Source organism: Deltaproteobacteria bacterium (assembly GCA_016930875.1).
In the GTDB taxonomy this organism is placed as follows: Bacteria; Desulfobacterota; Desulfobacteria; order Desulfobacterales.
In genome coordinates this window covers 41,275-61,238 of sequence record JAFGFW010000014.1, presented here as the reverse complement: position 1 = coordinate 61,238, position 19,964 = coordinate 41,275, and the positions used below count along the sequence as shown (strand labels likewise).

Annotated in this window: 19 protein-coding genes and 1 tRNA gene; 15 read left to right on the top strand and 5 right to left on the bottom strand. The window is 49.8% G+C overall.

What is annotated here, in order from left to right; translation table 11 throughout:
* Window positions 1–13: 13 nt before the first annotated feature.
* The 5 genes from JW883_01350 to JW883_01330 all read left to right on the top strand — a co-directional run bounded on the left by JW883_01350 (window position 14) and on the right by JW883_01330 (window position 6,534).
* Complete coding sequence (locus JW883_01350; GenBank protein ID MBN1840911.1) at window positions 14–745, top strand: UPF0280 family protein; 732 nt, start codon at window positions 14–16, stop codon at window positions 743–745.
* Between the two features lie 231 nt (window positions 746–976).
* Window positions 977–1,465: an HIT domain-containing protein gene (locus JW883_01345; GenBank protein ID MBN1840910.1), complete on the top strand. Its 489-nt coding sequence runs from the start codon at window positions 977–979 to the stop codon at window positions 1,463–1,465.
* A 12-nt stretch (window positions 1,466–1,477) separates the two neighbouring features.
* Entirely contained in the window at window positions 1,478–1,822 is a 345-nt protein-coding gene (locus tag JW883_01340; protein MBN1840909.1) for a DUF1049 domain-containing protein, read from the top strand.
* A gap of 72 nt (window positions 1,823–1,894) precedes the next feature.
* The gene (gene mutS / locus JW883_01335) at window positions 1,895–4,507 is read left to right on the top strand and encodes a DNA mismatch repair protein MutS (protein MBN1840908.1); all 2,613 of its coding nucleotides are present in this window, start codon (window positions 1,895–1,897) and stop codon (window positions 4,505–4,507) included.
* A gap of 323 nt (window positions 4,508–4,830) precedes the next feature.
* Window positions 4,831–6,534, top strand: a complete 1,704-nt coding sequence (locus tag JW883_01330; protein MBN1840907.1) for an N-acetylmuramoyl-L-alanine amidase — start codon at window positions 4,831–4,833, stop codon at window positions 6,532–6,534.
* 14 nt (window positions 6,535–6,548) lie between these two features.
* Here the strand turns inward: JW883_01330 and JW883_01325 are convergent, their stop codons facing one another.
* The 4 genes from JW883_01325 to recJ all read right to left on the bottom strand — a co-directional run bounded on the left by JW883_01325 (window position 6,549) and on the right by recJ (window position 10,230).
* Window positions 6,549–6,869 (bottom strand): hypothetical protein, encoded by a 321-nt coding sequence (locus JW883_01325; protein ID MBN1840906.1) that lies wholly within the window; start codon window positions 6,867–6,869, stop codon window positions 6,549–6,551.
* Window positions 6,870–6,990: 121 nt separating this feature from the next.
* Window positions 6,991–8,004 carry a ribonuclease Z gene (locus JW883_01320; GenBank protein MBN1840905.1) on the bottom strand — a complete coding sequence of 338 codons (1,014 nt, stop codon included), beginning with the start codon at window positions 8,002–8,004 and terminating at the stop codon, window positions 6,991–6,993.
* Window positions 8,004–8,423, bottom strand: a complete 420-nt coding sequence (locus tag JW883_01315; protein ID MBN1840904.1) for a hypothetical protein — start codon at window positions 8,421–8,423, stop codon at window positions 8,004–8,006. The genes JW883_01320 and JW883_01315 overlap by 1 nt, the downstream gene beginning before the upstream one ends.
* Before the next feature lie 76 nt (window positions 8,424–8,499).
* The gene (gene recJ / locus JW883_01310; protein MBN1840903.1) at window positions 8,500–10,230 is read right to left on the bottom strand and encodes a single-stranded-DNA-specific exonuclease RecJ; all 1,731 of its coding nucleotides are present in this window, start codon (window positions 10,228–10,230) and stop codon (window positions 8,500–8,502) included.
* A 306-nt stretch (window positions 10,231–10,536) separates the two neighbouring features.
* Between recJ and JW883_01305 the strand changes: the two genes are divergently transcribed.
* The 7 genes from JW883_01305 to JW883_01275 all read left to right on the top strand — a co-directional run bounded on the left by JW883_01305 (window position 10,537) and on the right by JW883_01275 (window position 15,283).
* Window positions 10,537–10,776 carry a DUF4911 domain-containing protein gene (locus JW883_01305; protein ID MBN1840902.1) on the top strand — a complete coding sequence of 80 codons (240 nt, stop codon included), beginning with the start codon at window positions 10,537–10,539 and terminating at the stop codon, window positions 10,774–10,776.
* On the top strand, window positions 10,773–11,198 hold the full coding sequence (locus JW883_01300) for a hypothetical protein (GenBank protein MBN1840901.1): 426 nt from the start codon (window positions 10,773–10,775) through the stop codon (window positions 11,196–11,198). Before JW883_01305 ends, JW883_01300 begins: the two co-directional genes overlap by 4 nt.
* Window positions 11,199–11,223: 25 nt before the next feature.
* On the top strand, window positions 11,224–12,597 hold the full coding sequence (gene miaB / locus JW883_01295; protein ID MBN1840900.1) for a tRNA (N6-isopentenyl adenosine(37)-C2)-methylthiotransferase MiaB: 1,374 nt from the start codon (window positions 11,224–11,226) through the stop codon (window positions 12,595–12,597).
* Window positions 12,587–13,084, top strand: coding sequence for a bifunctional nuclease family protein (locus tag JW883_01290; GenBank protein MBN1840899.1), 498 nt, complete (start codon window positions 12,587–12,589; stop codon window positions 13,082–13,084). The genes miaB and JW883_01290 overlap by 11 nt, the downstream gene beginning before the upstream one ends.
* A gap of 6 nt (window positions 13,085–13,090) precedes the next feature.
* The gene (locus JW883_01285; GenBank protein MBN1840898.1) at window positions 13,091–13,726 is read left to right on the top strand and encodes a histidinol phosphate phosphatase domain-containing protein; all 636 of its coding nucleotides are present in this window, start codon (window positions 13,091–13,093) and stop codon (window positions 13,724–13,726) included.
* Between the two features lie 283 nt (window positions 13,727–14,009).
* Window positions 14,010–15,017: an amidohydrolase family protein gene (locus JW883_01280; GenBank protein MBN1840897.1), complete on the top strand. Its 1,008-nt coding sequence runs from the start codon at window positions 14,010–14,012 to the stop codon at window positions 15,015–15,017.
* 65 nt (window positions 15,018–15,082) lie between these two features.
* On the top strand, window positions 15,083–15,283 hold the full coding sequence (locus tag JW883_01275; GenBank protein MBN1840896.1) for a hypothetical protein: 201 nt from the start codon (window positions 15,083–15,085) through the stop codon (window positions 15,281–15,283).
* A 241-nt stretch (window positions 15,284–15,524) separates the two neighbouring features.
* On the opposite strand, the gene JW883_01270 is transcribed toward JW883_01275, so the two are convergent.
* A complete protein-coding gene (locus JW883_01270) occupies window positions 15,525–16,031 on the bottom strand; it encodes a hypothetical protein (GenBank protein ID MBN1840895.1) in 507 nt (168 codons plus the stop codon).
* A 270-nt stretch (window positions 16,032–16,301) separates the two neighbouring features.
* Between JW883_01270 and clpB the strand changes: the two genes are divergently transcribed.
* The 3 genes from clpB (at window position 16,302) to JW883_01255 (ending at window position 19,926) form a co-directional block, all read left to right on the top strand.
* The gene (gene clpB / locus JW883_01265) at window positions 16,302–18,884 is read left to right on the top strand and encodes an ATP-dependent chaperone ClpB (GenBank protein ID MBN1840894.1); all 2,583 of its coding nucleotides are present in this window, start codon (window positions 16,302–16,304) and stop codon (window positions 18,882–18,884) included.
* Window positions 18,885–18,916: 32 nt separating this feature from the next.
* Window positions 18,917–19,756 carry a zinc metalloprotease HtpX gene (gene htpX / locus JW883_01260; GenBank protein MBN1840893.1) on the top strand — a complete coding sequence of 280 codons (840 nt, stop codon included), beginning with the start codon at window positions 18,917–18,919 and terminating at the stop codon, window positions 19,754–19,756.
* Between the two features lie 93 nt (window positions 19,757–19,849).
* Window positions 19,850–19,926, top strand: a tRNA-Lys gene (locus JW883_01255).
* Window positions 19,927–19,964: the final 38 nt, after the last annotated feature.

Below are 19,964 nucleotides of genomic sequence, written 5' to 3'. Positions count from 1 at the left end.
ATGGGAAATGAAAATGAGAGATTACCAACATCGCTTCTACCGCAGTCTTGTTACGGACGACAAGCTTGAATCTTTTCGTGTAGTTGTGAAGGAAACTGATTTGCTGGTCAGGGCTCAGAGGCCCCTTGAAAGGGAAACCAGGGATTTGGTCCTGAAACATAGAGTGCCGTTGGAAAGATACGCCGAGGACCATCCGGACTTTGTTGAGAGCCTGACGCCACTTTCTGATGATCACCTTGCGCCGCCCATTGTCAGGACCATGATAGAGGCGAGCCAGAAGGCGGGTGTTGGCCCCATGGCCGCCGTTGCAGGCGCGGTGGCCGAGTATGTCGGAAGAGATCTCTTGAGCTATAGCAAAGAGGTTATGATTGAAAACGGGGGAGATATTTTCATCTGTACAACATTTCCCTTGACTGTAGCCATATTTGCTGGGCCTTCTCCCTTAAGCGGTAAGCTGGGCGTGCGAATAGATTCGCCGGAAACGCCTATGGCGGTTTGCACCTCTTCGGGTAGTGTTGGGCATTCCATCAGCTTCGGAAGCTCTGACGCAGTCGTTGTAATCTCAGAATCTGCGGCACTTGCAGACGCAACTGCCACGACCATAGGAAACGTGGTTTCTAAGAAAGAAGACGTTGTTTCTGCAATCCGTCTGGCGGGAGATATCCAGGGAGTCCTTGGTGTTGTTGTCATACTGGACGACCAGATGGGCGTATGGGGTACGGTGGAGTTGGTCGGGCTTGGTTAGCGACCATAACTAATCTGAGCATGACAACGTCAAACTCAATCGGGTTTTCCAAAGATTTATTCAGTGAGAAAGTCTGCAGTTTCGTGGGTGATACATGTTTACATGACGGAGTCCTATGGAGACTGTGGAAAAGGGGTTGTTTTTTCAGCTAACTTTGTTATAGTGCTATAAAATTGATGGGCACGGATTGCCATCAGGATCCTGTGAGACCGGTCGTGTGAGGCGCAACTAGTGAAGACATTATGGGCTCCATGGCGCATGGATTACATATTGGGCGAAAAGGAACAAGAGTGCATCTTCTGTGTTGCTCTGTCCGATCAAGGAAGCCTCACTCTATACAGGGGATCTCTTTCAATGGTCATGATGAATAAGTATCCATATATTAATGGCCATCTTTTGGTTGCTCCCAAAAGGCACATAGCTTCCTTGGACGATCTGACATTGGAGGAGATGAGTGATCTTTTGAAGACGGTCAGAGACTCCATCGGGATGCTCAAGAAAGTGATGAACCCTGATGGATTTAACGTGGGGCTTAATCTGGGCGTAGTGGCAGGCGCAGGGGTAGAGCAACATCTTCACTTTCATATTGTTCCGCGCTGGCACGGCGACACGAATGCGATGACAGTCTTTGCCGAAGTTCGCGTAATTCCGGAGCATTTGGAGGCGACTTACGGAAACCTGAAACCGCATTTTAAAGCTTTAGAAGTAGCTAGAAGATAAGGAGAATTTGTGATGAGATCTTTCAAGCCTCTGTTACTTTCTCTGGTGATCATTTTTTTGGTGATTGTAGTCGTGCAGAATATTGACGTTTTCATGGACGAGAAATCCTTAAGGCTTAACCTTTTGCTATGGAGCGGTGAAGGCCAGCCAGTTCCTTTATCTGTATATTTTCTCGGATTCTTGCTTGCAGGGCTCCTTCTCTCTTATTTTCATGGGTTGAGCGAACGCTTTAAGACAAAGAAGACCCTGCAAAACCATCAAGAGACCATCAGGAAGCTGGAGGAAGAAATAAAGGTCCTAAAAAGCCTGCCTATTGCAGAGGAACAAACTCCTCAGAAAGAAAGCGGAAGCATCTGATTGAAGATCAAAGCTGAAAGCTGAAGGCTCAAAGGCAGAAGAGAAGTCAGAGGAAATTCCTGTTGTGCTGTCATGGCTAAAGCCACCCCGATGGTTCAGCAATACCTGTCCATCAAACATAACTACCCTGATGCCATCCTGTTTTTCCGGATGGGCGATTTTTACGAGATGTTCTTTGAAGATGCCAAGGTTGCATCTCGAATTCTTGAAATTGCCCTGACCTCCCGAAACAAAAAAGACCAAGAAGCGATTCCCATGTGTGGTGTTCCCCACCACGCTGCCCAGTCCTATGTTGCGCAATTGATCGAACACGGTTTCAAAGTGGCCATCTGCGATCAGGTGGAGGACCCGGCAAAGTCCAAGGGCCTTGTAAAAAGAGATGTCGTGCGCGTCATAACGCCAGGGCTGGTTCTTGACACCGATATCTTGGATTCAAAATCGAACAATTTCCTCATGGCCCTTTATTTGTGGCAGGGAAGCTTCGGTATTGCAAATCTGGACATCTCCACAGGGACTTTCAAGGTCACAGAGTCAAGAGAATTCGATGAGGTATTGGATGAGTGCAGGCGCATAGAGCCACGGGAAACTCTGATTGCCGAATCACAGCGCGAAGAAGCGCAAGTCAAGGCGCTAATACACGGCCTTAATCAAACCTCAATATGCTTTTTGAAAGACGAGACCTTTGAACTTGAATCGTCTCGAGCGCGACTTTTCAGGCAGTTTAAGACCAGTTCGCTGGAAGGGTTTGGCTGCCATGAATGGCAGGCCGGAATTGCTGCCGCAGGAGGTCTGTTGCGTTATGTGGATGACACACACAAAGGAGATCTTGTCCATCTAACGGGCATCGTGTCATACTCCCTATCTGATTTTATGGTAATAGATGAGGCGACAAAAAGGAACTTGGAGCTCTTTGAGACTATTCGAACCGGGGCAAGACGTGGTTCCCTCCTGGGCGTGATGGACTGCACAGTAACAGCCATGGGTGGGCGGAAACTGCGAACATGGCTTCAGTATCCCCTTTTGGATATCGGCAAAATCCAACAGAGGCTGGACAGCGTTGAAGAGGCCAAGGAGAATCTTCTTGTCAGACGTTCACTAAGGGAGGCCATGGACGAGATCTATGACCTTGAGCGTCTGAATGCCAAAATTGCCCTCGACCGGTGTAATGCCCGGGACATGGTGGCGATGAAGCGCTCTATCGAGAGACTTCCACGGATACTGGCTCTTATTGAGGGGTATAGAAGCGGCGATTTCTCAAAGATCAAGGGCGAGTGGGACGATCTTGCCGACATTGGGCGTTTGCTCGAGAGCGCCATCTCCGACGAACCGCCCCTAACTCTCCGGGAAGGGGGCATTATTAGGCCTGGCTTTGATCAGGGGCTCGATGAATTGATTCGCATAAGCCAGGAAGGCAAGGATTGGATTTCACGATTGGAGGCCAGGGAGCGGAAGGCTACCGGTATCAACTCCCTGAAAGTTGGATTCAACAAGGTTTTTGGGTACTATATCGAGGTTTCCAAGACACATATCAAATCAGTGCCGTCTCACTACGTGCGCAAGCAGACCCTGGTGAACGGAGAGCGTTATATTTCCGAAGACCTCAAAACCTATGAATCAAAGGTCCTTGGAGCGGAAGAGAAACGGGCCCAGTTGGAGTATGAGTTGTTCTGCACGGTACGAAAAAAGGTGGCTCAAGGTAATCGCCGCATCGGCAAAATGGCCGGCCTGGTCTCCCAGGTGGATGTCCTGGTTGGTCTGGCCGAACTTGCCGACCAAAATGGTTACACCAAGCCTGCAGTGCATGAAGAAGGGAGCCTTTTGTTAAAGGAGAGTCGTCATCCGGTCGTTGAGAAGATGATCACTTCAGAGAGATTTGTTCCCAACACCATTGAAATGGACGACACATCGCGGCAGGTGCTCATCATTACCGGGCCGAACATGGCCGGAAAATCGACTGTCCTTCGCCAGGTGGCCCTGTTAGTCCTAATGGCTCAGATGGGATCCTTTGTTCCGGCACAGGAGGCGGCCATAGGGATTGTGGATCGAATCTTCACCCGGGTTGGCGCATCTGATAACCTTGCCCAAGGCCAGAGCACTTTCATGGTTGAGATGCAGGAGAGCGCCAATATCTTGAACAACGCCACCGGGAAAAGCCTTGTCATTCTGGACGAAATCGGACGGGGGACCAGCACCTTTGACGGTCTGAGCATAGCGTGGGCCGTGGCCGAATATCTCCACGACTGGAAAGGACAAGGGATCAAGGCCGTATTTGCCACACACTACCATGAGTTGACGGACCTGGCCCTCACCAAACCCCGTGTAAAAAACTGCAATGTTGCGGTCAAGGAATGGAATGACGAGATTATCTTTCTCAGGAAATTGGTTGACGGGAGCACCAACAGGAGTTACGGCATCCAGGTAGCTCGCCTGGCCGGTGTTCCAGAAGACGTTGTCAAGAGAGCCAGAGAGATATTGAAAAACATAGAAGCGGGTGAGTTTGACGGGGTGGGGATACCTCAGGTCGGTCGTTCCCCAAAAGGGGCAGATTCGATCTCAGGCGTTCAGCTCCCTCTCTTTAATACTACAGACCAAGTCGTTATCAATACCCTGAAGAAAATGGATATCGACACCATAACACCCCTTGAGGCACTAAACCGGTTGCATGCTCTAAAGGAGCTTTTGTGATGAAATTCGTGTTTTTTCTGGCAGAAAGAATCTATGTCTCACCGCTGAGACGCAAAGAACGCAGAGTTTAGGAGTTTTTTTGTTTTTCGTTGAGAGGACGAAAAACAAAAAGAAACGCATTATTAAACTTGTCATGCGAAGGTATATTGCATTTAGATCAGACAGCTTGGTTTTTGAATTGTCGCCTCTCACGACAATTCAAAAAATAAACTACTTTGCGTCCTCTGCGACTCTGCGGTGAACAAAAAAATGTAGCAACTTCGTTAGATGTTTGGTTCTGGTTAATCCGGGTTAGGTAAGTGTAAACTAATTTTTTGCCCTGAATGAAGGATGCCCATATTTCTGTTATGAACCTGAAGAAATCCCTGCCCGTGCTTTTTTCCCTCTTTCTTTCTTCTCTATGCAACCCTTCTGTTGCCGCGGCAAGCATCGAATACCAGTATCGCCAGGCTGAATCGAGCTACAAGAAGCTCCTGAAGGACCCCCAAAAGCAAAAGAGTCGGCATGAGTGGCTTGCATGTATCAAAAGAGCTGAGTCTGTGTATGCAGCCCACCCGGACGGAGTCAGAGCAGATGATGCCCTCTTTATGATAGGCCGTTTGTATTCCAGGCTGTACGAGCTTTCAGGCAAACTGAATGACAGACAGGAGGCTGTGGATCACTACTGTCGATTATTGAGACGTTTTCTGAAAAGCCCTTACCGGTCTAAGGCGAAAAAGGCGATTGCCGAGTTGCGTGAAGGCAAGAAGAGGCCCAGTTCCAAGCAGACCAGGACCGGCTCTCTAGCGATGAAAAAAGGTGTCAGGAAAACTGATCCCTTGCCGGAAGGTTACGAGGAGCCCCTTGATGAAAAAGAAAACAAGCCCGCAGAGACATTGCTTGCCGAGGTGAGCGATATGAGGGTTTGGTCCAATCCAAGCTATACGCGAGTGGTCATTGATGTGGAAAGAGATGTGCCGTTCGCCTATCGCCTGTTGAGAAAAGATCCGGCCATTGGCAAGCCCCAGCGCCTTTACATTGATATTGACAGCGCGAGGATGGGCGCCAACCTGAAGCCTGTTGTACCGATTGGTGATGACCTCTTGAGTGATGCCCGTGCGGCTCAGTATACACCAGATAAGGTGCGGGTGGTGTTAGATATCAAATCGATTAAGAAGTTCAAGATATTCTCGTTGAAGAATCCTTTTCGGGTTGTCCTTGACGTGAACGGAATTCCGAGGAAGCGCTCATCAAAAAAGCCCTTTAAGCAGGAGATGGCAAAACCGGGTGGCAACATGCTCAACGGATCTTTGGCCAAGCAACTGGCGCTTGGTGTAAGACGGATTGTCATTGACCCGGGACATGGCGGCAAGGACCCCGGGGCTATTGGATACTTTAAGAGAGTTGTAGAGAAAAACGTCACCTTGGAGGTCTCCAGGAGGTTGGCCAAAAAGATACGTGAGAGGCTAGGCTGCGAGGCAATACTGACCAGGGATAAAGACATTTTTCTTTCCCTTGAGGAACGAACGGCCATTGCCAACACGAAAAATGCCGACATGTTTGTCTCCATTCACGCGAATGCCCACAAAAACAGGTATTCCTGTGGCATTGAGACCTATTTCTTGAATCTGGCTACCGATGATGACGCAATTCTGGTTGCTGCCCGTGAGAACGCTACGTCGGCCAAGAACATCAGTGACCTTGAGTCTATCCTGAATGACCTCATGAAGAATTCCAAGGTCAACGAATCGAGTCGTCTTGCGGGATACGTTCAAGGAGCCATGGTCTGGAAACTGAAGACAAAATTCAAGCATATTAAGGACAAGGGAGTGAAACACGCCCCCTTTTATGTGCTTCTTGGGGCTGAAATGCCCTGCATATTGGTAGAGGCAGCCTTTATTTCCAATCCAAGAGAGTGCCGGAGGCTGAACACTGCAGCATACCAGGAAGAGTTGGCCGATGCCATTGTGACAGGTATCAAGAACTACATTGAGGAGATCAGTCCCGCTGCCTCGGCTCGCTTCCAGAGGATTCAGGCTCGCAGGTGATGCCTAGGGCTCGCTCAAAAATAACTAATCCAGTTAAACCACCAGCTTTGCTGGTGCGATCCTAATAGGCTTTGCCGGTCAGCCGTGTTAGACTCCTCCGGCAATTGCAGCAACATATCGCGCAAGCTCAGACCTGCGATTTCAGCGGCGCGTGAAAGCGTTATGGTTCCGTGGCGGTACGCATCAAACGCTCTTCTGGTCTGAATGTCAGCGTATCCGTTACGGATACGCTGCTTGAGCAAGGAACCGCGATCAAGGCCAAGTCCCCCCGCAAGTTCGTCGATTTTTCTGGCTTCGTCTTTTGCCAACCTGGTGGAGAGCGTGACTGTGCTCATGGTTGTATGCACCTCCTTGTTCTGTATACACTACACCAGATGCCTTGCCGTGTCGACAAGACAGGCCTCACCCGAAGCAGTCTCACAGGTCAGACCAAAGATCTGGCAACCCGTCATTCCGCTATGGGGCGCGGACTGAAAATGCCCTGTGAGCCTCTTGTTGGAGCAAATGCGCAGCGTGGGCATATCTGGGCGAGAAATGAAACAGGGTGAAATGCTTGACGCCGGCCTTTTGAGCAAGCATGCCGGCTTGTTTTGCAGTCAGGTGGTATTTTTCCCGTGCCACATCCGCTTCTGCATCAAGAAAGGCTCCCTCGATAAAGAGCTGGTCGGCATTGCTGGCAAAATCAACAATTTTTTCGACATTTCCGGGAGTGAACACCACATCAACAATGTAGATTATCTTTTGTCCTGGTGAGACATGGGCGATTTGCCGGGTAAGATCGGCCAGACGGAACCTACGTTGCTTTTCTTTGCCGTCTTCTTTCCAGACAACCTGAAAACCCTCATCAGGATCACGTTCGTCGTACAGCGCCTCTTTGAATGTTTTCAGCCATGGCCCAACAGGTATGCCGAGTCCTTTCAGGCGATCCTTCATGATGTTGACATGAAACCGTTCCTCAAGCCCAAAGGCCAGACAAGGAACCTTGTGATCAAGATGGATGGCGTGTACGGAAAAGGCGGGTTCTTTCAGAAGCATTCCGTCAAAAGGGGCTTGCTCTGGCAGTTGGGTGGACCTAAATGCCTTCCTGCAGTGGTATACCCTGGTCAAGGTATGATCCGGATGGACTTCCGTGGCTTTGAGCGAGAATCGGTTATCGTAGTTCATGACCAGGTTCCAGGTATAGCCCGCCAGTTTTCCTTCAACGTTTTGAAGAAAGCGAGGAGGACCAAACAGGTGCAAAGTTTTTTCGCGACCCAGGAAGATGCGAAGGAGGCTATCAAAGCCGATAAAATGGTCCATGTGTGTGTGGGTCACAAAGGCATGGGTGAGCTTGAGGATTTCTTTCGCGGGGAGGCTGTGCAGGTCTCCCATGTCGAAGAGAAGGGCTCGTTTTTCAAAGAAAAATGGTATAAAGAGGACAGGGTCCTCAAAAGGGCTATTAACAAGCCTGGGATGGAACGATGGCCTCATCAAAGGACAAATTTGGCAACCTGGCGATTAATACAATTGTAGATTTCTTCGTCGGAACCATAGATATCTTCCACACTTCTGTGGTTGATCAGTTGTTCCACGACAAATGCGGTAAGATAGAGGCTTATGAAGTTCGGGCGCGGCACCACGTTTCTGATTGGGGCAATTTGGTAATCAATATCAAAGTCATCCGCACGGGTCAGTTTTTGCAGGGAACCCGCAATCTGTTCCTCGATATCCCCTTTGCTGGTTGTCACAAGTAATTGATCCTCTATGAGCTTCATCGCTATGGCATTGCTCAAGGGTTCAAAGACATTCCTGATTTGCTCAATGGCAAGCTGGTGTGCCCGTTCCTTTGAACTTTCAATCCTGGAGAGAATCTTTGCTTCGCGATTACTTGGACGAAATACTCTTGCCATGACAACCGAATAGTATTGAGAAAAGTATATTTAAAAAAAAGAATATGATAGGTTGCATCAAATTACAACAGAAAAATCATGCTGGAACGAAATCTTTAATTACCAATTGAATTCTTTTTTGGTCCATCCACCTATTCCAGCGAAGATTGCAAGCAATACGCTGGAATCTCTCCGGAAGTGACTCATTGGCGTTAAACATTATGGCATCCAGAGGCCTGGTTCGGTCAGCCACAGGCGGATTGGCAGGCGCCAAGCGCATTTTCATGTGACAGGTCCCAACAGTTCGGGCAGAAAGGACATCCACATCTGAAAGCATAAAGAGGGGTTCGGGGTTGCCTGCTCCAAACGGAGCCAGTCGTTCAAGCTCGTTAGTCAGCTTGGGAGAGATCTCTGCTGGCGCTATCTCGGTCTCTACGTGGATATTGGGCGCAAAGTCCATGGTTGTTGTGTTTTCGCACACGAGTCTTTCGAAATCCGAGCGAAAAGCAGGAATGTCTTCAGCCCTTAAGGTCAGACCGGCGGCAAACTGATGCCCCCCGAATTTTTTCAGGTGCCCGGCGCATCCCTTGAGGGCCTCAAACAGATCAAATCCTTCCGGGCTTCGGGCCGATCCCTTGCCAGTGCCGTCGGCAACGGAAATCAGAACAACGGGTCGCGCATATCGGTCGACAAGTCTGGATGCAACGATTCCGATCACCCCTTCATGCCATCCTTGTCCGTCCAAGACGAGGGACCTTTGCAACAGTTGAGGATTGGCTTTGAGCCGCCGGGTAATGTCCGAGAGGATACGGCCTTCTATGTCCTTCCTTCTGTTGTTTTCACGACTAAGCTCCTCGGCGATTCTCTGAGCAGTCTCATCACTTGAAGTTGTCAGAAGTTCACATCCCATGGAGCCATGGCGAAGCCTTCCAGCGGCATTCAGTCGAGGCGCGAGTCTAAAAGCCACATCCCAGGTGTCAACAGAGCGATTCGTCACACCGGAAACGTCCAGGAGGGCCTTTAAACCGGGACGGGGCCAAGAGGAAAGAACCTCAAGGCCTGCTTTCACATATATACGATTTTCTTCCAGAATCGGAACCATATCAGCCACTGTTCCAAGGGCTACCAGATCACATGCGGCTTTAAGGTTTGGTTCCACACCGCCGGTGGCAGACCAAAACCCATCATCCCTGAGGCGTTTGCGCAGGGCAAGGACCAGATTGAAGGCCACACCCACACCCGCAAGCGATGTAAAACCTGACGGGCAGTCTGCTTGCTTAGGATTCAAAATCGCATAGGCCTCCGGCAAACATGGAGGTGGGTTATGATGATCAGTTACAATGACATCAATTCCAGCGCGACGGGCTGCACTGATCGCCTTGTGGCTGCTGATGCCGCAATCCACGGTAATGATAAGGTTTATGTTACGTGGAATTGCCTGTTTTTCAACGGCTTCGGTGCTGAGCCCATAGCCTTCGGTGAGGCGATCGGGAATGTAATAATCCACGTTCATGCCCAGGCAGATAAGAAAATCAAGGAGAAGCGTTGTGGCTGTCATGCCATCCACGTCATAGTCTCCGAAAATGAGTATTTTTTGATGGTCGCGGAGAGCAGAGATAATGCGGGAAACGGCCCGATCCATATCCTTCATCAGAAAAGGGGATCGAATATGGGCAAGGGCCGGGGTGAGAAAAGAGGCCGCCCGGTCGGGTATTGCGAATCCACGGTTTATGAGGACTGCAGCAACAGCTCGGTGACAGCCTAAACTGTCTGCCAGCTTGCAAGTCAGATCAGCATCAGGTGTGTGGATATGCCATTTCTTTTTCATGTGACTGTCGTATAGCTTATGGAGACGCTTTGCACAATACCGAACCGATTTTTTCGTTGAAAACAAAGAGAGAATGGTGTTAGCATACGTGCCGAAATTGGTGATCGATGTTTCTGAAACATGCCGTCAATTCTGATAAATCCTTTTGTCGTCGATTTATTGATACTAGATCCTAGTTCCTGGATTCTGGGTAGAATGTACAAACCCGGATCATAATCAGGCATCAGGCATCACAGGCGTGCTGACGTATTCATCAAATAGAAAACCGTGAAACCCCAAGATCTTTTTCTTAGAGACTGTGGGTTGATGCCTACAGCCTGTACAAAGAGATATTACCGGATAGACCGACGAGAGGTCCACTATCTGAAATTCATCCTTGAGGGGTATGCCGGTGTGGCTGTCATGAGGACCCTGGATTCACGGAGAGGTCTGGTAGTTCTTCACATTAGCCCTGGATGTGAAAGGGAAGTGGATATTATCATCGATGATCTTAAGAAAAACATGCGTATCGAGGTGGCGGACATTGAAGGAGAGGGAACCCAATGAAAAGGATATTGCTTGTCGGACTGTTGTTTCTGTTTTCTGTATTTTTGGTTGGGATGGGCGGTCTTGGAGGGGCTTCGCGGATCAGGGTTCCTGAGCCTGCAAGAAACTATTCTGCCTCTATCATGGATCAGTCCGATACTTCTACCCGTGTTGAAAAGCTTAGTTTCGAGGGGCAGACAGCAATTTCCGGAAAGCTCGGGAGTGGCCATGTCAGCATAGATTTTGATAAGATTGTGTCAATGAGCTTTATTCTTCAGGACAATACGTTAAGGGCTGACGTATTATTAAAGGACGATAAGACGATCTCTGTTGTTGTGGACAAAGAGATGGTTTGTTACGGCAATTTGCCTTGTGGTGGGTTTAAGATTGCGGTGGGAGATATCAGGTCAATCTCCATACACGGGTTGGTTAATAGTCAATAGTCATTGGTCAGTGGTTTGATGCTGTATGAAGACAAAACGCGTTCACATAATCACAATGGGATGCCAGATGAACGTCTACGATTCGGAGCAAATGGAGAGACTGCTGGCGACCATGAATTACAGGCCTACTTCACACCAGGAAAAAGCTGACCTTATTATTTTAAACACTTGTTCCATCCGTGACAAGGCCGAACACAAGGTCTACAGTCATCTGGGGCGACTTGCCAGGCTGAAGCTCAAAAGACCGAATTTGGTCATTGGTGTGGGTGGATGTGTGGCTCAGCAGGAGGGAGATCGCCTTCTCAAACGGGCGCCCCATGTAGACATCGTCTTTGGCACTTTTTCTATCAGCAGGCTTCCCTCACTAATTCGGCGAGTCACTCACGAAAAAAAGCAAGCCGTTGACGTAGAGCCCACCGGGACAGTGGAACCCTCACACATAAAGCCAACGAATTTCCAAGAAGCTCGCGCGAAAGCCTTTGTGACCATCATAAGGGGATGTGACAATTTCTGTACGTACTGCGTTGTCCCATATTTGAGAGGGCGGGAGTTGAGTCGCAGACCCCAGAGGATTTTAGAGGAAATCCGGCATCTGGTAGCAAGGGGTGTTCGGGAAGTCACGCTCCTGGGACAGAATGTGAATTCTTATGGCTTGAAAAACGGCCATAGTCTTGATTTCCCGGCGCTTCTTGAAGCAGTGAATGATGTTGAGGGCTTGAGGCGCCTTCGCTTTACGACGTCTCACCCCAAAGACCTTTCTGATAAGCTGATTCGTGCTTTTGGAAGATTGGATAAATTGGCGCCTCACATACATCTGCCTGTTCAATCCGGGTCCGACCGAATACTAAAACGTATGAACAGGGGCTACACAAGAGGCAACTATCTGGCCAGGATAGAAAAATTACGGAAAGCCCAGCCAAACATAGCGATTACCTCTGACATTATCGTGGGTTTTCCTGGTGAGGGCGAGACAGACTTCGAAGAGACCCTGAATCTGGTCGAATCGGTCGGGTTTGACAATCTTTACATATTCAAGTATTCTAATCGTAAAAATACCCCGGCCTTTAGATTTTCCGATAAAGTCCAAGAGGCCGTAAAGGGTGAACGGTTTGCCAGGCTCTTGGAGCTTCAGTCAAAGATCACGTTGGACAAGAATCGGGCGCTGGTGGGTACAGTCCAGGAAGTGTTGATAGAAGGTCTCAGCAAAAAAGGCTATGATCAAGTTACTGGGCACACGCCTTGCAATAAAACAGTGAATTTTTCAGATGAGAAGCTTCGTGTCGGGCAGTTAGTGCATGTCAATATTGCGGATGCCTTTTCGCATTCATTGTTAGGCGCTCCATCTGAGTGTTGCAGAAAATGGCCTGGCGAAAAAGGAGGAATACTACATGCTGCATGAAATGAAAGTCTCGGGCATAACGATTGATCCCACATCAAATTCCCCCATAGTCATCCTTAAGGCGATCCATGTGGATCAGGCGCTTCCCATATGGATTGGCATTCTGGAGGCGACTGCCATTGCCACGGAGCTCGAAAATGTTCGCTTGGCTCGTCCCATGACCCACGATCTATTTGTTAACTTCATGGATGTCTTAAAGATAACAATCTCCAAGGTGGAGGTGTGCGACCTGAGGGACAACACATTCTATGCGAGAATCCACTTTTCATCCAACAGCCAGTCATACAATATTGATGCTCGTCCCAGCGACGCAATTGCTTTAGCGCTCAGGGCCAATTGTCCCATATTTGTGGACGACAAGGTTCTGGAAAAGTCCGCACACTTAGATCAAGAGCCAGAGGCATTTGACAAAAGCGAAGAGGGCAAGAAATGGAAGGAATACCTGGAAAAGCTATCCCCTGACCAATTTGGCAAATATAAGATGTAGGATCTCGTGATCGACCTTCATACTCACTCCATTTTTAGCGACGGTGTTTTGGTTCCATCAGAATTGGTGCGCAGAGCCCATGTGCTCGGCGTCAAGGTCATTGGGATCACGGATCATGGTGACGCTTCCAACCTTGATTTTATTATTCCGCGGCTTGTGGCTGTCTCCGAACAACTGAATCGTGTGAATGAGATCAAGACCATACCTGGCATCGAGTTAACTCACATCCCACCTGCTCAGATTGGCTCTCTGGCCAAGGAGGCCCGTTCCCTTGGAGCCAAAATCATAGTTGTACATGGGGAAACCGTCGCAGAACCGGTGATTCCCGGTACAAACCGCGCAGCTTTGGATGCCGACATTGACATTCTGGCTCACCCCGGCCTTATATGCGAGGAAGAAGTATTGATGGCAGCAGAGAGAGGGATTTTTCTGGAAATTACAGCTCGAAAGGGACACAGCATAACAAACGGTCACGTGGCAAAACTCTCAAGGACACACGGCGCAGAATTGGTTCTAAACAGCGATGCCCACGAACCTGGAGACCTTCTAAATGAGCAACAGGCAAGACTGGTTGCCCTTGGCGCAGGGCTGACCGACAAGGATTTTGAACGGATGCAAGAAAACGCCCTGTCCCTCCTTTGATTTTGGGCTGCCAGGTTTGGGCCACTCCTTTTTGAAATTCATTTCACTTCTTGCCCGGAAATAAGGCAAAAAAGATCTCAAAACAAGAAGCCCCCTTGGACGGACGCATCAGACTATGGCAGGAGGCCATTGCGTCAAACAATGGCATGAGGACTGACCGGGCAAAGCCGTGTGCTTTGTTGCATCGTGCCGCTTATCTTTGAATGTGAGCGTTAGGCCAGCAAAAAAATGCCATGTGAATCGGTTATGAAGATAGAAAGGGAATGCCAAATGAGAAATTGCGATGAAGATTAACTGTCATTGCCATATCTTCAGCTTGGATTGTGTCCCTTTGGAATTCCGCAAGCGTTTTTTTCTGAACGTGAGAAATCCAATGCACAGGTTTGTCCACAAGGTGCTGAGAAGAATCCTGCCGGAAGACTCAGCGTTTGAAGACTGGTTGGAGTTTGTTGATATGTCGATTTCCGAAATTGCGCAGAAGTTGGTGTGTGAAATGGATGAGGCGGGCATAGATATCTGCACGCCCATGATGATGGATATGGAGTACTGCAAGAAGTTCGGAGGTGGTACAAAGAGATTCGAGGATCAGATAAGGGAGACTGTGGCAGCAGTTGAAGCCATAAACAAGAAATACAATCGCCTTCGGATGTTTCCATTTATTGCGGCTGATCCTAACAGGGAAGGAGTCGTGGACCTCGTAAGAGATGCCTTAGACGGCGGGCAGTTCAGGGGGGTTAAGATCTATCCGGTCATGGGATTTACCCCGGATGACAAAAGGCTTTATCCCATATACGAATATTGTACGGAGAACAGCATTCCGATTACGGCCCATTGTGAAAACGGGGGTATCCCCGGCCTGAAAGAATACTATCATTTGGCAGACCCGAAATACTGGGGGAACGTGCTGACGGACTTCCCCTCGCTCACGTTGAATTTAGCCCACAATGATCGAACAGGGTCAGCATGGCAGCCAAAGATCGCAGATTTGATCAAAGCTTTTCCCAACGTATATACCGACATCTCATTTGATACCGAGATGTGGTTTATGCCCAGGAGGTATTTCAGGGACATAAAGCACATGCTCGGAACCCAAGGAATCCAGGACAGGGTCCTTTACGGCTCTGATTGGTACATGGGCCGGTGTTTTTGGACTGAAACGTCTTACTTGAAGTGGTTTTTGGAGTACTCGAAAAAGATTCCCTGGTGCAGGGTGGAATTCACAGAGCAAGAGATAAAAAGGCTGACCGAAGATAACCCAAAGGAGTTTCTGGGGTTAAAGGATGGCGTTTGATGCATTGTCCTGCGTGGGAATGAAAAACGATTGGTCCACAGGAGGCCGGAATTGGAGGTTATGGCATGAAAATCCTGTTAATCATTAGCACGGATGATGGCGAAACCATGTACAATGCCATGAGGTTAGCCAACGTGGGGGTGAAAAAGGGTGATGAAGTCAGCGTATTTATGCTGGGCAAAGGTGTCCTTTTTGAAAAGTGCGGAACCGAAGAATTCAATGTTATGGAGCAAGTCAACCAGTTTGAGGGAGATTTCTACGTCTGAGGGGTTTGCATGAAATCCCACGGTCTGGAGGGATCAAGCACCTGTCCCATTGGCTGGATGGATGATCTGTACGAGTTGGCTATGGATGCCAACAAGGTCTTGACATTTTAATCAACAGCGTACGCACAAGCGTTCATATTGTGGCATTGTTAGAACACAAGTTACTCGACAGCATCAAGGTTAAAGCGAGGAACGTTTTTTTGTAATCGCGTCGCACAAAATCACAAAGCGATTTTATGACTTACCTACCACTGTTAGCGAATCGGGATAGCGGGAGTTGTTGGGCAAGCCCCGTGAGATCTGACGCCTTTGTGGCAGGATCAACCGTTAACACAACGACCATGTCTTTTTTCACAGGGATCATAAGAGTCCCTGTTTTGTCCTTTTTGTCCAGAGACAACATGCTCTTGTGCCCGGATACGTTCACGGTTTTGATAAGCTGGTCACCCGTTTCCATGTTCATGTTCATTGCGGCCATGCCCTGGAAGCCTTGCACTTGCGGGGCCATGGCGCCAGCCACTATAGACAACTGAGCAGTCTTTTTTCCATCACGTGATGTGTATTCCTGGTTGAGAGACGACCACTTCTGACCGCCCATGTCCATGTTCATGCCGTCAGGGTCTCCTGATGGAGCCATACCGCCAAAGGTTCGGGGAAGCAGAGGGAGCCAGGCTCTGTAGTCTGCTGCTCCGGCTATTGCAGGTAACAGGAACAAACACAGCGTAACAAGAACGGACAGTTTTCTCATATTCTTTCCTCCTTAGTGAATTCCTTAACAACAATTTTAATTTAATATCAAATTTTACCCTGATGTCCAGAAAAAAACGGATTCTGTTTGAAACTGTTATGAATTAACCGAGGCCCCACGCAGACGAACACAAAGATTCTATATAGAAATGCAGTGCGCCAAAGCGGGAAGTGGCGTTTGACAATACATCCCCAATGCTTATTTTTTGAAAAAGCCTTAAGAACCGGTTGCTTTTGCTCCGATTAGTTGGAACACACAAAGGAGACGCAAATGCGTTTTGATAAATTTACCATAAAATCTCAGGAACTCATTCAAGGCGCCCAGTCCCTGGCCGGTCAGCTTGGGCATCAGTATATAGAGCCAGAGCACCTGTTGAAGGTCATGCTGGAGCAACCCGAGGGGATTAGCCGCGCCATTCTCCAGAAACTGGGTGCATCCCCTGAAGCAGTTTTACAGGAGGTTTCTCAGGTCCTGGAGAAAAGGCCCAAGGTGAGTGGGGCCGGCACGGGAGAGGTCCATATCTCTCCGGCGACAAAGAAAGTCCTTGATGCTGCATTTGCCGAAGCAGCCAAGCTGAAGGACCAGTATGTGAGCATAGAACACATCCTTGTTGCCATAACCGACCAGAAACAAACAGACGCAGGCCGTATCCTGGCACATGCAGGCGTGGTTCGCGAGACGATCCTAAAGGTTCTCGTGGATATTCGGGGCACTCAGCGAATCACTGATCCTAATCCGGAGGAAAAATATCAAGCCCTGCAAAGATTTGGCAGGGATCTGACCGATCTCGCGCGGCTTGGCAAGATCGACCCGGTCATTGGCCGAGATGAAGAGATACGTCGTGTGATTCAGGTTCTTTCCCGGCGTACTAAAAACAACCCGGTCCTTATCGGGGAGCCTGGGGTTGGCAAGACGGCTATTGTGGAGGGAATGGGCCAGCGTATTGTCAACGGGGATGTGCCTGAAACCCTTAAGAACCGGCGATTGGTTGCCCTTGACATGGGTACGCTGGTGGCAGGGGCGAAATACCGTGGCGAATTCGAAGACAGGTTGAAAGCGGTCTTAAAGGAGGTGGAGGCGGCCGAAGGCGAAGTCATCGTGTTCATTGACGAGCTCCACACCATGGTAGGGGCAGGGGCGGCTGAGGGTTCGGTGGATGCGTCGAATATGCTGAAACCTGCCCTGGCCCGCGGCACCCTTCGGTGCGTAGGGGCCACGACGATAAACGAATACCGAAAATATGTGGAAAAGGATGCGGCCCTTGAGCGTCGTTTCCAGCCCGTGCTTGTTCAGGAACCTACTGTGGAAGACACCATCTCCATCTTGCGGGGTTTGAAAGAAAAATATGAGGTCCATCACGGCGTGCGGATCAAGGATTCTGCCATCGTGGCGGCAGCGACCCTCTCTCATCGTTACATATCGGATCGATTCCTGCCGGACAAGGCCATCGACTTGATTGATGAGTCCGCCTCCGGGCTTCGTATTGAGATCGACAGCATGCCTGCCGAGATCGACGAGGTGGGGCGCAAGATCATTCAGTCTGAAATCGAACGAGAGGCCCTGAGGAAAGAGACCGATGACGCCTCAAAAGAGCGACTGGCCAAGCTTGAGACAGATATTTCGGTCATGAAAGAAAAGATCGGCGAGATGAAGGCCCACTGGCAAAATGAAAAAGACGCCATCCAGACCATTCGAAAGGTCAAGGAGGAGCTTGAGCGCACGGGCATTGAGGGGCAGCAGGCCGAACGCGACGGCAATCTCGCCCGGGCAGCGGAACTCAGATACGGTGTGGCCACCGAACTGGAGAAACGGCTGGAGGAGGCCAAGAAAAGGCTTTCCGAACTTCAGGCAGGGCGCAAGATGCTCAAGGAGGAGGTCGATGCAGAGGATGTGGCTGAAGTGGTCTCAAGATGGACGGGAATACCGGTTTCCAGGATGATGGAAGGTGAGCGGGAAAAGCTCATCCACATGGAAGAGCGGCTTTCAAAGCGAGTGGTGGGCCAGAATGAGCCGATCGTGGCTGTGTCCAATGCAGTGCGACGGGCACGGTCCGGTTTGCAGGATCACAATCGGCCTATCGGTTCCTTTATCTTCATGGGACCTACTGGCGTGGGCAAGACCGAACTTGCCAAGGCCCTTGCAGAGTTCATCTTTGACGACGAGCAGGCCATGATCCGCGTTGACATGTCTGAGTATATGGAAAGACACTCCGTCTCAAGACTCATTGGCGCTCCTCCCGGGTATGTGGGCTACGAGGAGGGGGGATATCTGACCGAGTCGGTGAGGCGCAGGCCATATTCCGTCGTACTCTTTGACGAGATCGAAAAGGCCCATCCCGAGGTCTTTAATGTGCTTTTGCAGATCCTTGATGATGGCCGCATGACTGACGGTCATGGTCGAACCGTTGATTTTAAGAACACCATTATCATCATGACCTCCAATGTGGGAAGTCATTGGATCCAGGATCTCGGCGCAAATGATCGCGACGAGATGGAAAAGCGCATTGTGGAGGCTTTGCGGGCCAGTTTCAAGCCGGAGTTTCTAAACCGGATAGATGATATCATTATCTTCCACAGCTTGACATCCGAGCAGCTTACCGCCATTGTGGATATTCAACTGGAGCGGGTGCGGAGGCGGCTTGAAGAACAACACATCACGCTCGAACTTTCAGATGCGGCCAGAAATCTTTTGGCCCGGGAGGGCTTTGATCCAACGTACGGGGCCCGCCCCTTGAAGCGTGCCATACAAAAACACGTCGAAAATCCACTGGCCATGGAGATACTGCGGGGAAGCTTTGGTGAAGGGTCTCGGGTCCTGGCAGTCGAGGAAGACGGCAGAGTCGTTTTCAAGTGATAAAATCGCTTCACGATTTTATAGGAGGAATCATGGGTAATTCAATAAAGACCGGTCTTCTTTTGGGGGCGTTGACCGCCTTGATCATGATCATTGGGCGATATCTGGGTGGACACCAGGGTATGGTCATCGCATTTTTCTTTGCAGTGATCATGAATTTTGGCAGTTACTGGTTTTCAGACAAAATCGTCTTGCGCATGTACCGGGCCAGGCCGGTTTCCGAATCCGAGGCCCCTGGGTTGCACCGGATAGTAAGGCAACTGGCGCAGCAGGCAGGCCTTCCCATGCCCAAAATGTGTATCATGCCTTCTGAATCCCCCAACGCCTTTGCCACGGGCCGCAATCCGCAACATGCGGTGGTGGCAGTCACCCAGGGGATCTTAAGGCTCCTGGACGAAAACGAGCTTAAGGGCGTGCTGGCTCACGAGTTGGCCCACGTAAAACATCGGGATATCCTTATCGGATCTATTGCCGCTACGATTGCCGGCGCGATCATGATAGTGGCAAGCATGGCCCGGTGGGCTGCCTTGTTTGGCGGCTTTTGCGGCAGGGATGATGATGAAGGTGGCGGCATGATCGGCCTTATTGCCATGTCTATCCTTGCTCCTATTGCGGCTATGTTGATCCAGATGGCCATATCCCGGTCCAGGGAGTATGCGGCCGATGCGGCCGGAGCCTCTTATGCCGGAAGCCCACGGGGGCTTACCAGCGCCCTTCAAAAGATATCTTCGGCTTCCCGGCACATGCCCATGAAGGCAGAGCCTGCAACAGCCCACATGTTTATAATAAATCCCTTGTCGGGAAAGAGCCTCATGAACCTTTTCAGCACCCACCCGCCAGTTGAAGAACGTATCCGGAGGTTGGGGCACTAGAGGAACGAGCGGAAAGGCGATGTCAGAGATAATAATTGACATGCCTTTCGGGCACTGTTAAAAGATACGGCAAGAAACAAAGAGAGGTGAACTGGGCCGTTAGCTCAACTAGGCAGAGCAGCTGACTCTTAATCAGGAGGTTATAGGTTCGATTCCTATACGGCCCACCAGAATTGACGGGGCTTTTCGGCAGTGAGGCGAGGAGCCC

Bases quoted from the DNA above. Each gene is read 5' to 3' on its own strand.
- JW883_01350 (MBN1840911.1), top strand. From the start codon at position 14: ATGAGAGATTACCAACATCGCTTCTACCGCAGTCTTGTTACGGACGAC.
- JW883_01340 (MBN1840909.1), top strand. From the start codon at position 1,478: ATGAGATCTTTCAAGCCTCTGTTACTTTCTCTGGTGATCATTTTTTTG.
- mutS (MBN1840908.1), top strand. From the start codon at position 1,895: ATGGCTAAAGCCACCCCGATGGTTCAGCAATACCTGTCCATCAAACAT.
- JW883_01330 (MBN1840907.1), top strand. From the start codon at position 4,831: ATGAAGGATGCCCATATTTCTGTTATGAACCTGAAGAAATCCCTGCCC.
- JW883_01325 (MBN1840906.1), bottom strand. From the start codon at position 6,869: ATGAGCACAGTCACGCTCTCCACCAGGTTGGCAAAAGACGAAGCCAGA.
- JW883_01320 (MBN1840905.1), bottom strand. From the start codon at position 8,004: ATGAGGCCATCGTTCCATCCCAGGCTTGTTAATAGCCCTTTTGAGGAC.
- JW883_01315 (MBN1840904.1), bottom strand. From the start codon at position 8,423: ATGGCAAGAGTATTTCGTCCAAGTAATCGCGAAGCAAAGATTCTCTCC.
- recJ (MBN1840903.1), bottom strand. From the start codon at position 10,230: ATGAAAAAGAAATGGCATATCCACACACCTGATGCTGATCTGACTTGC.
- JW883_01305 (MBN1840902.1), top strand. From the start codon at position 10,537: ATGCCTACAGCCTGTACAAAGAGATATTACCGGATAGACCGACGAGAG.
- JW883_01300 (MBN1840901.1), top strand. From the start codon at position 10,773: ATGAAAAGGATATTGCTTGTCGGACTGTTGTTTCTGTTTTCTGTATTT.
- miaB (MBN1840900.1), top strand. From the start codon at position 11,224: ATGAAGACAAAACGCGTTCACATAATCACAATGGGATGCCAGATGAAC.
- JW883_01290 (MBN1840899.1), top strand. From the start codon at position 12,587: ATGCTGCATGAAATGAAAGTCTCGGGCATAACGATTGATCCCACATCA.
- JW883_01280 (MBN1840897.1), top strand. From the start codon at position 14,010: ATGAAGATTAACTGTCATTGCCATATCTTCAGCTTGGATTGTGTCCCT.
- JW883_01275 (MBN1840896.1), top strand. From the start codon at position 15,083: ATGAAAATCCTGTTAATCATTAGCACGGATGATGGCGAAACCATGTAC.
- JW883_01270 (MBN1840895.1), bottom strand. From the start codon at position 16,031: ATGAGAAAACTGTCCGTTCTTGTTACGCTGTGTTTGTTCCTGTTACCT.
- clpB (MBN1840894.1), top strand. From the start codon at position 16,302: ATGCGTTTTGATAAATTTACCATAAAATCTCAGGAACTCATTCAAGGC.
- htpX (MBN1840893.1), top strand. From the start codon at position 18,917: ATGGGTAATTCAATAAAGACCGGTCTTCTTTTGGGGGCGTTGACCGCC.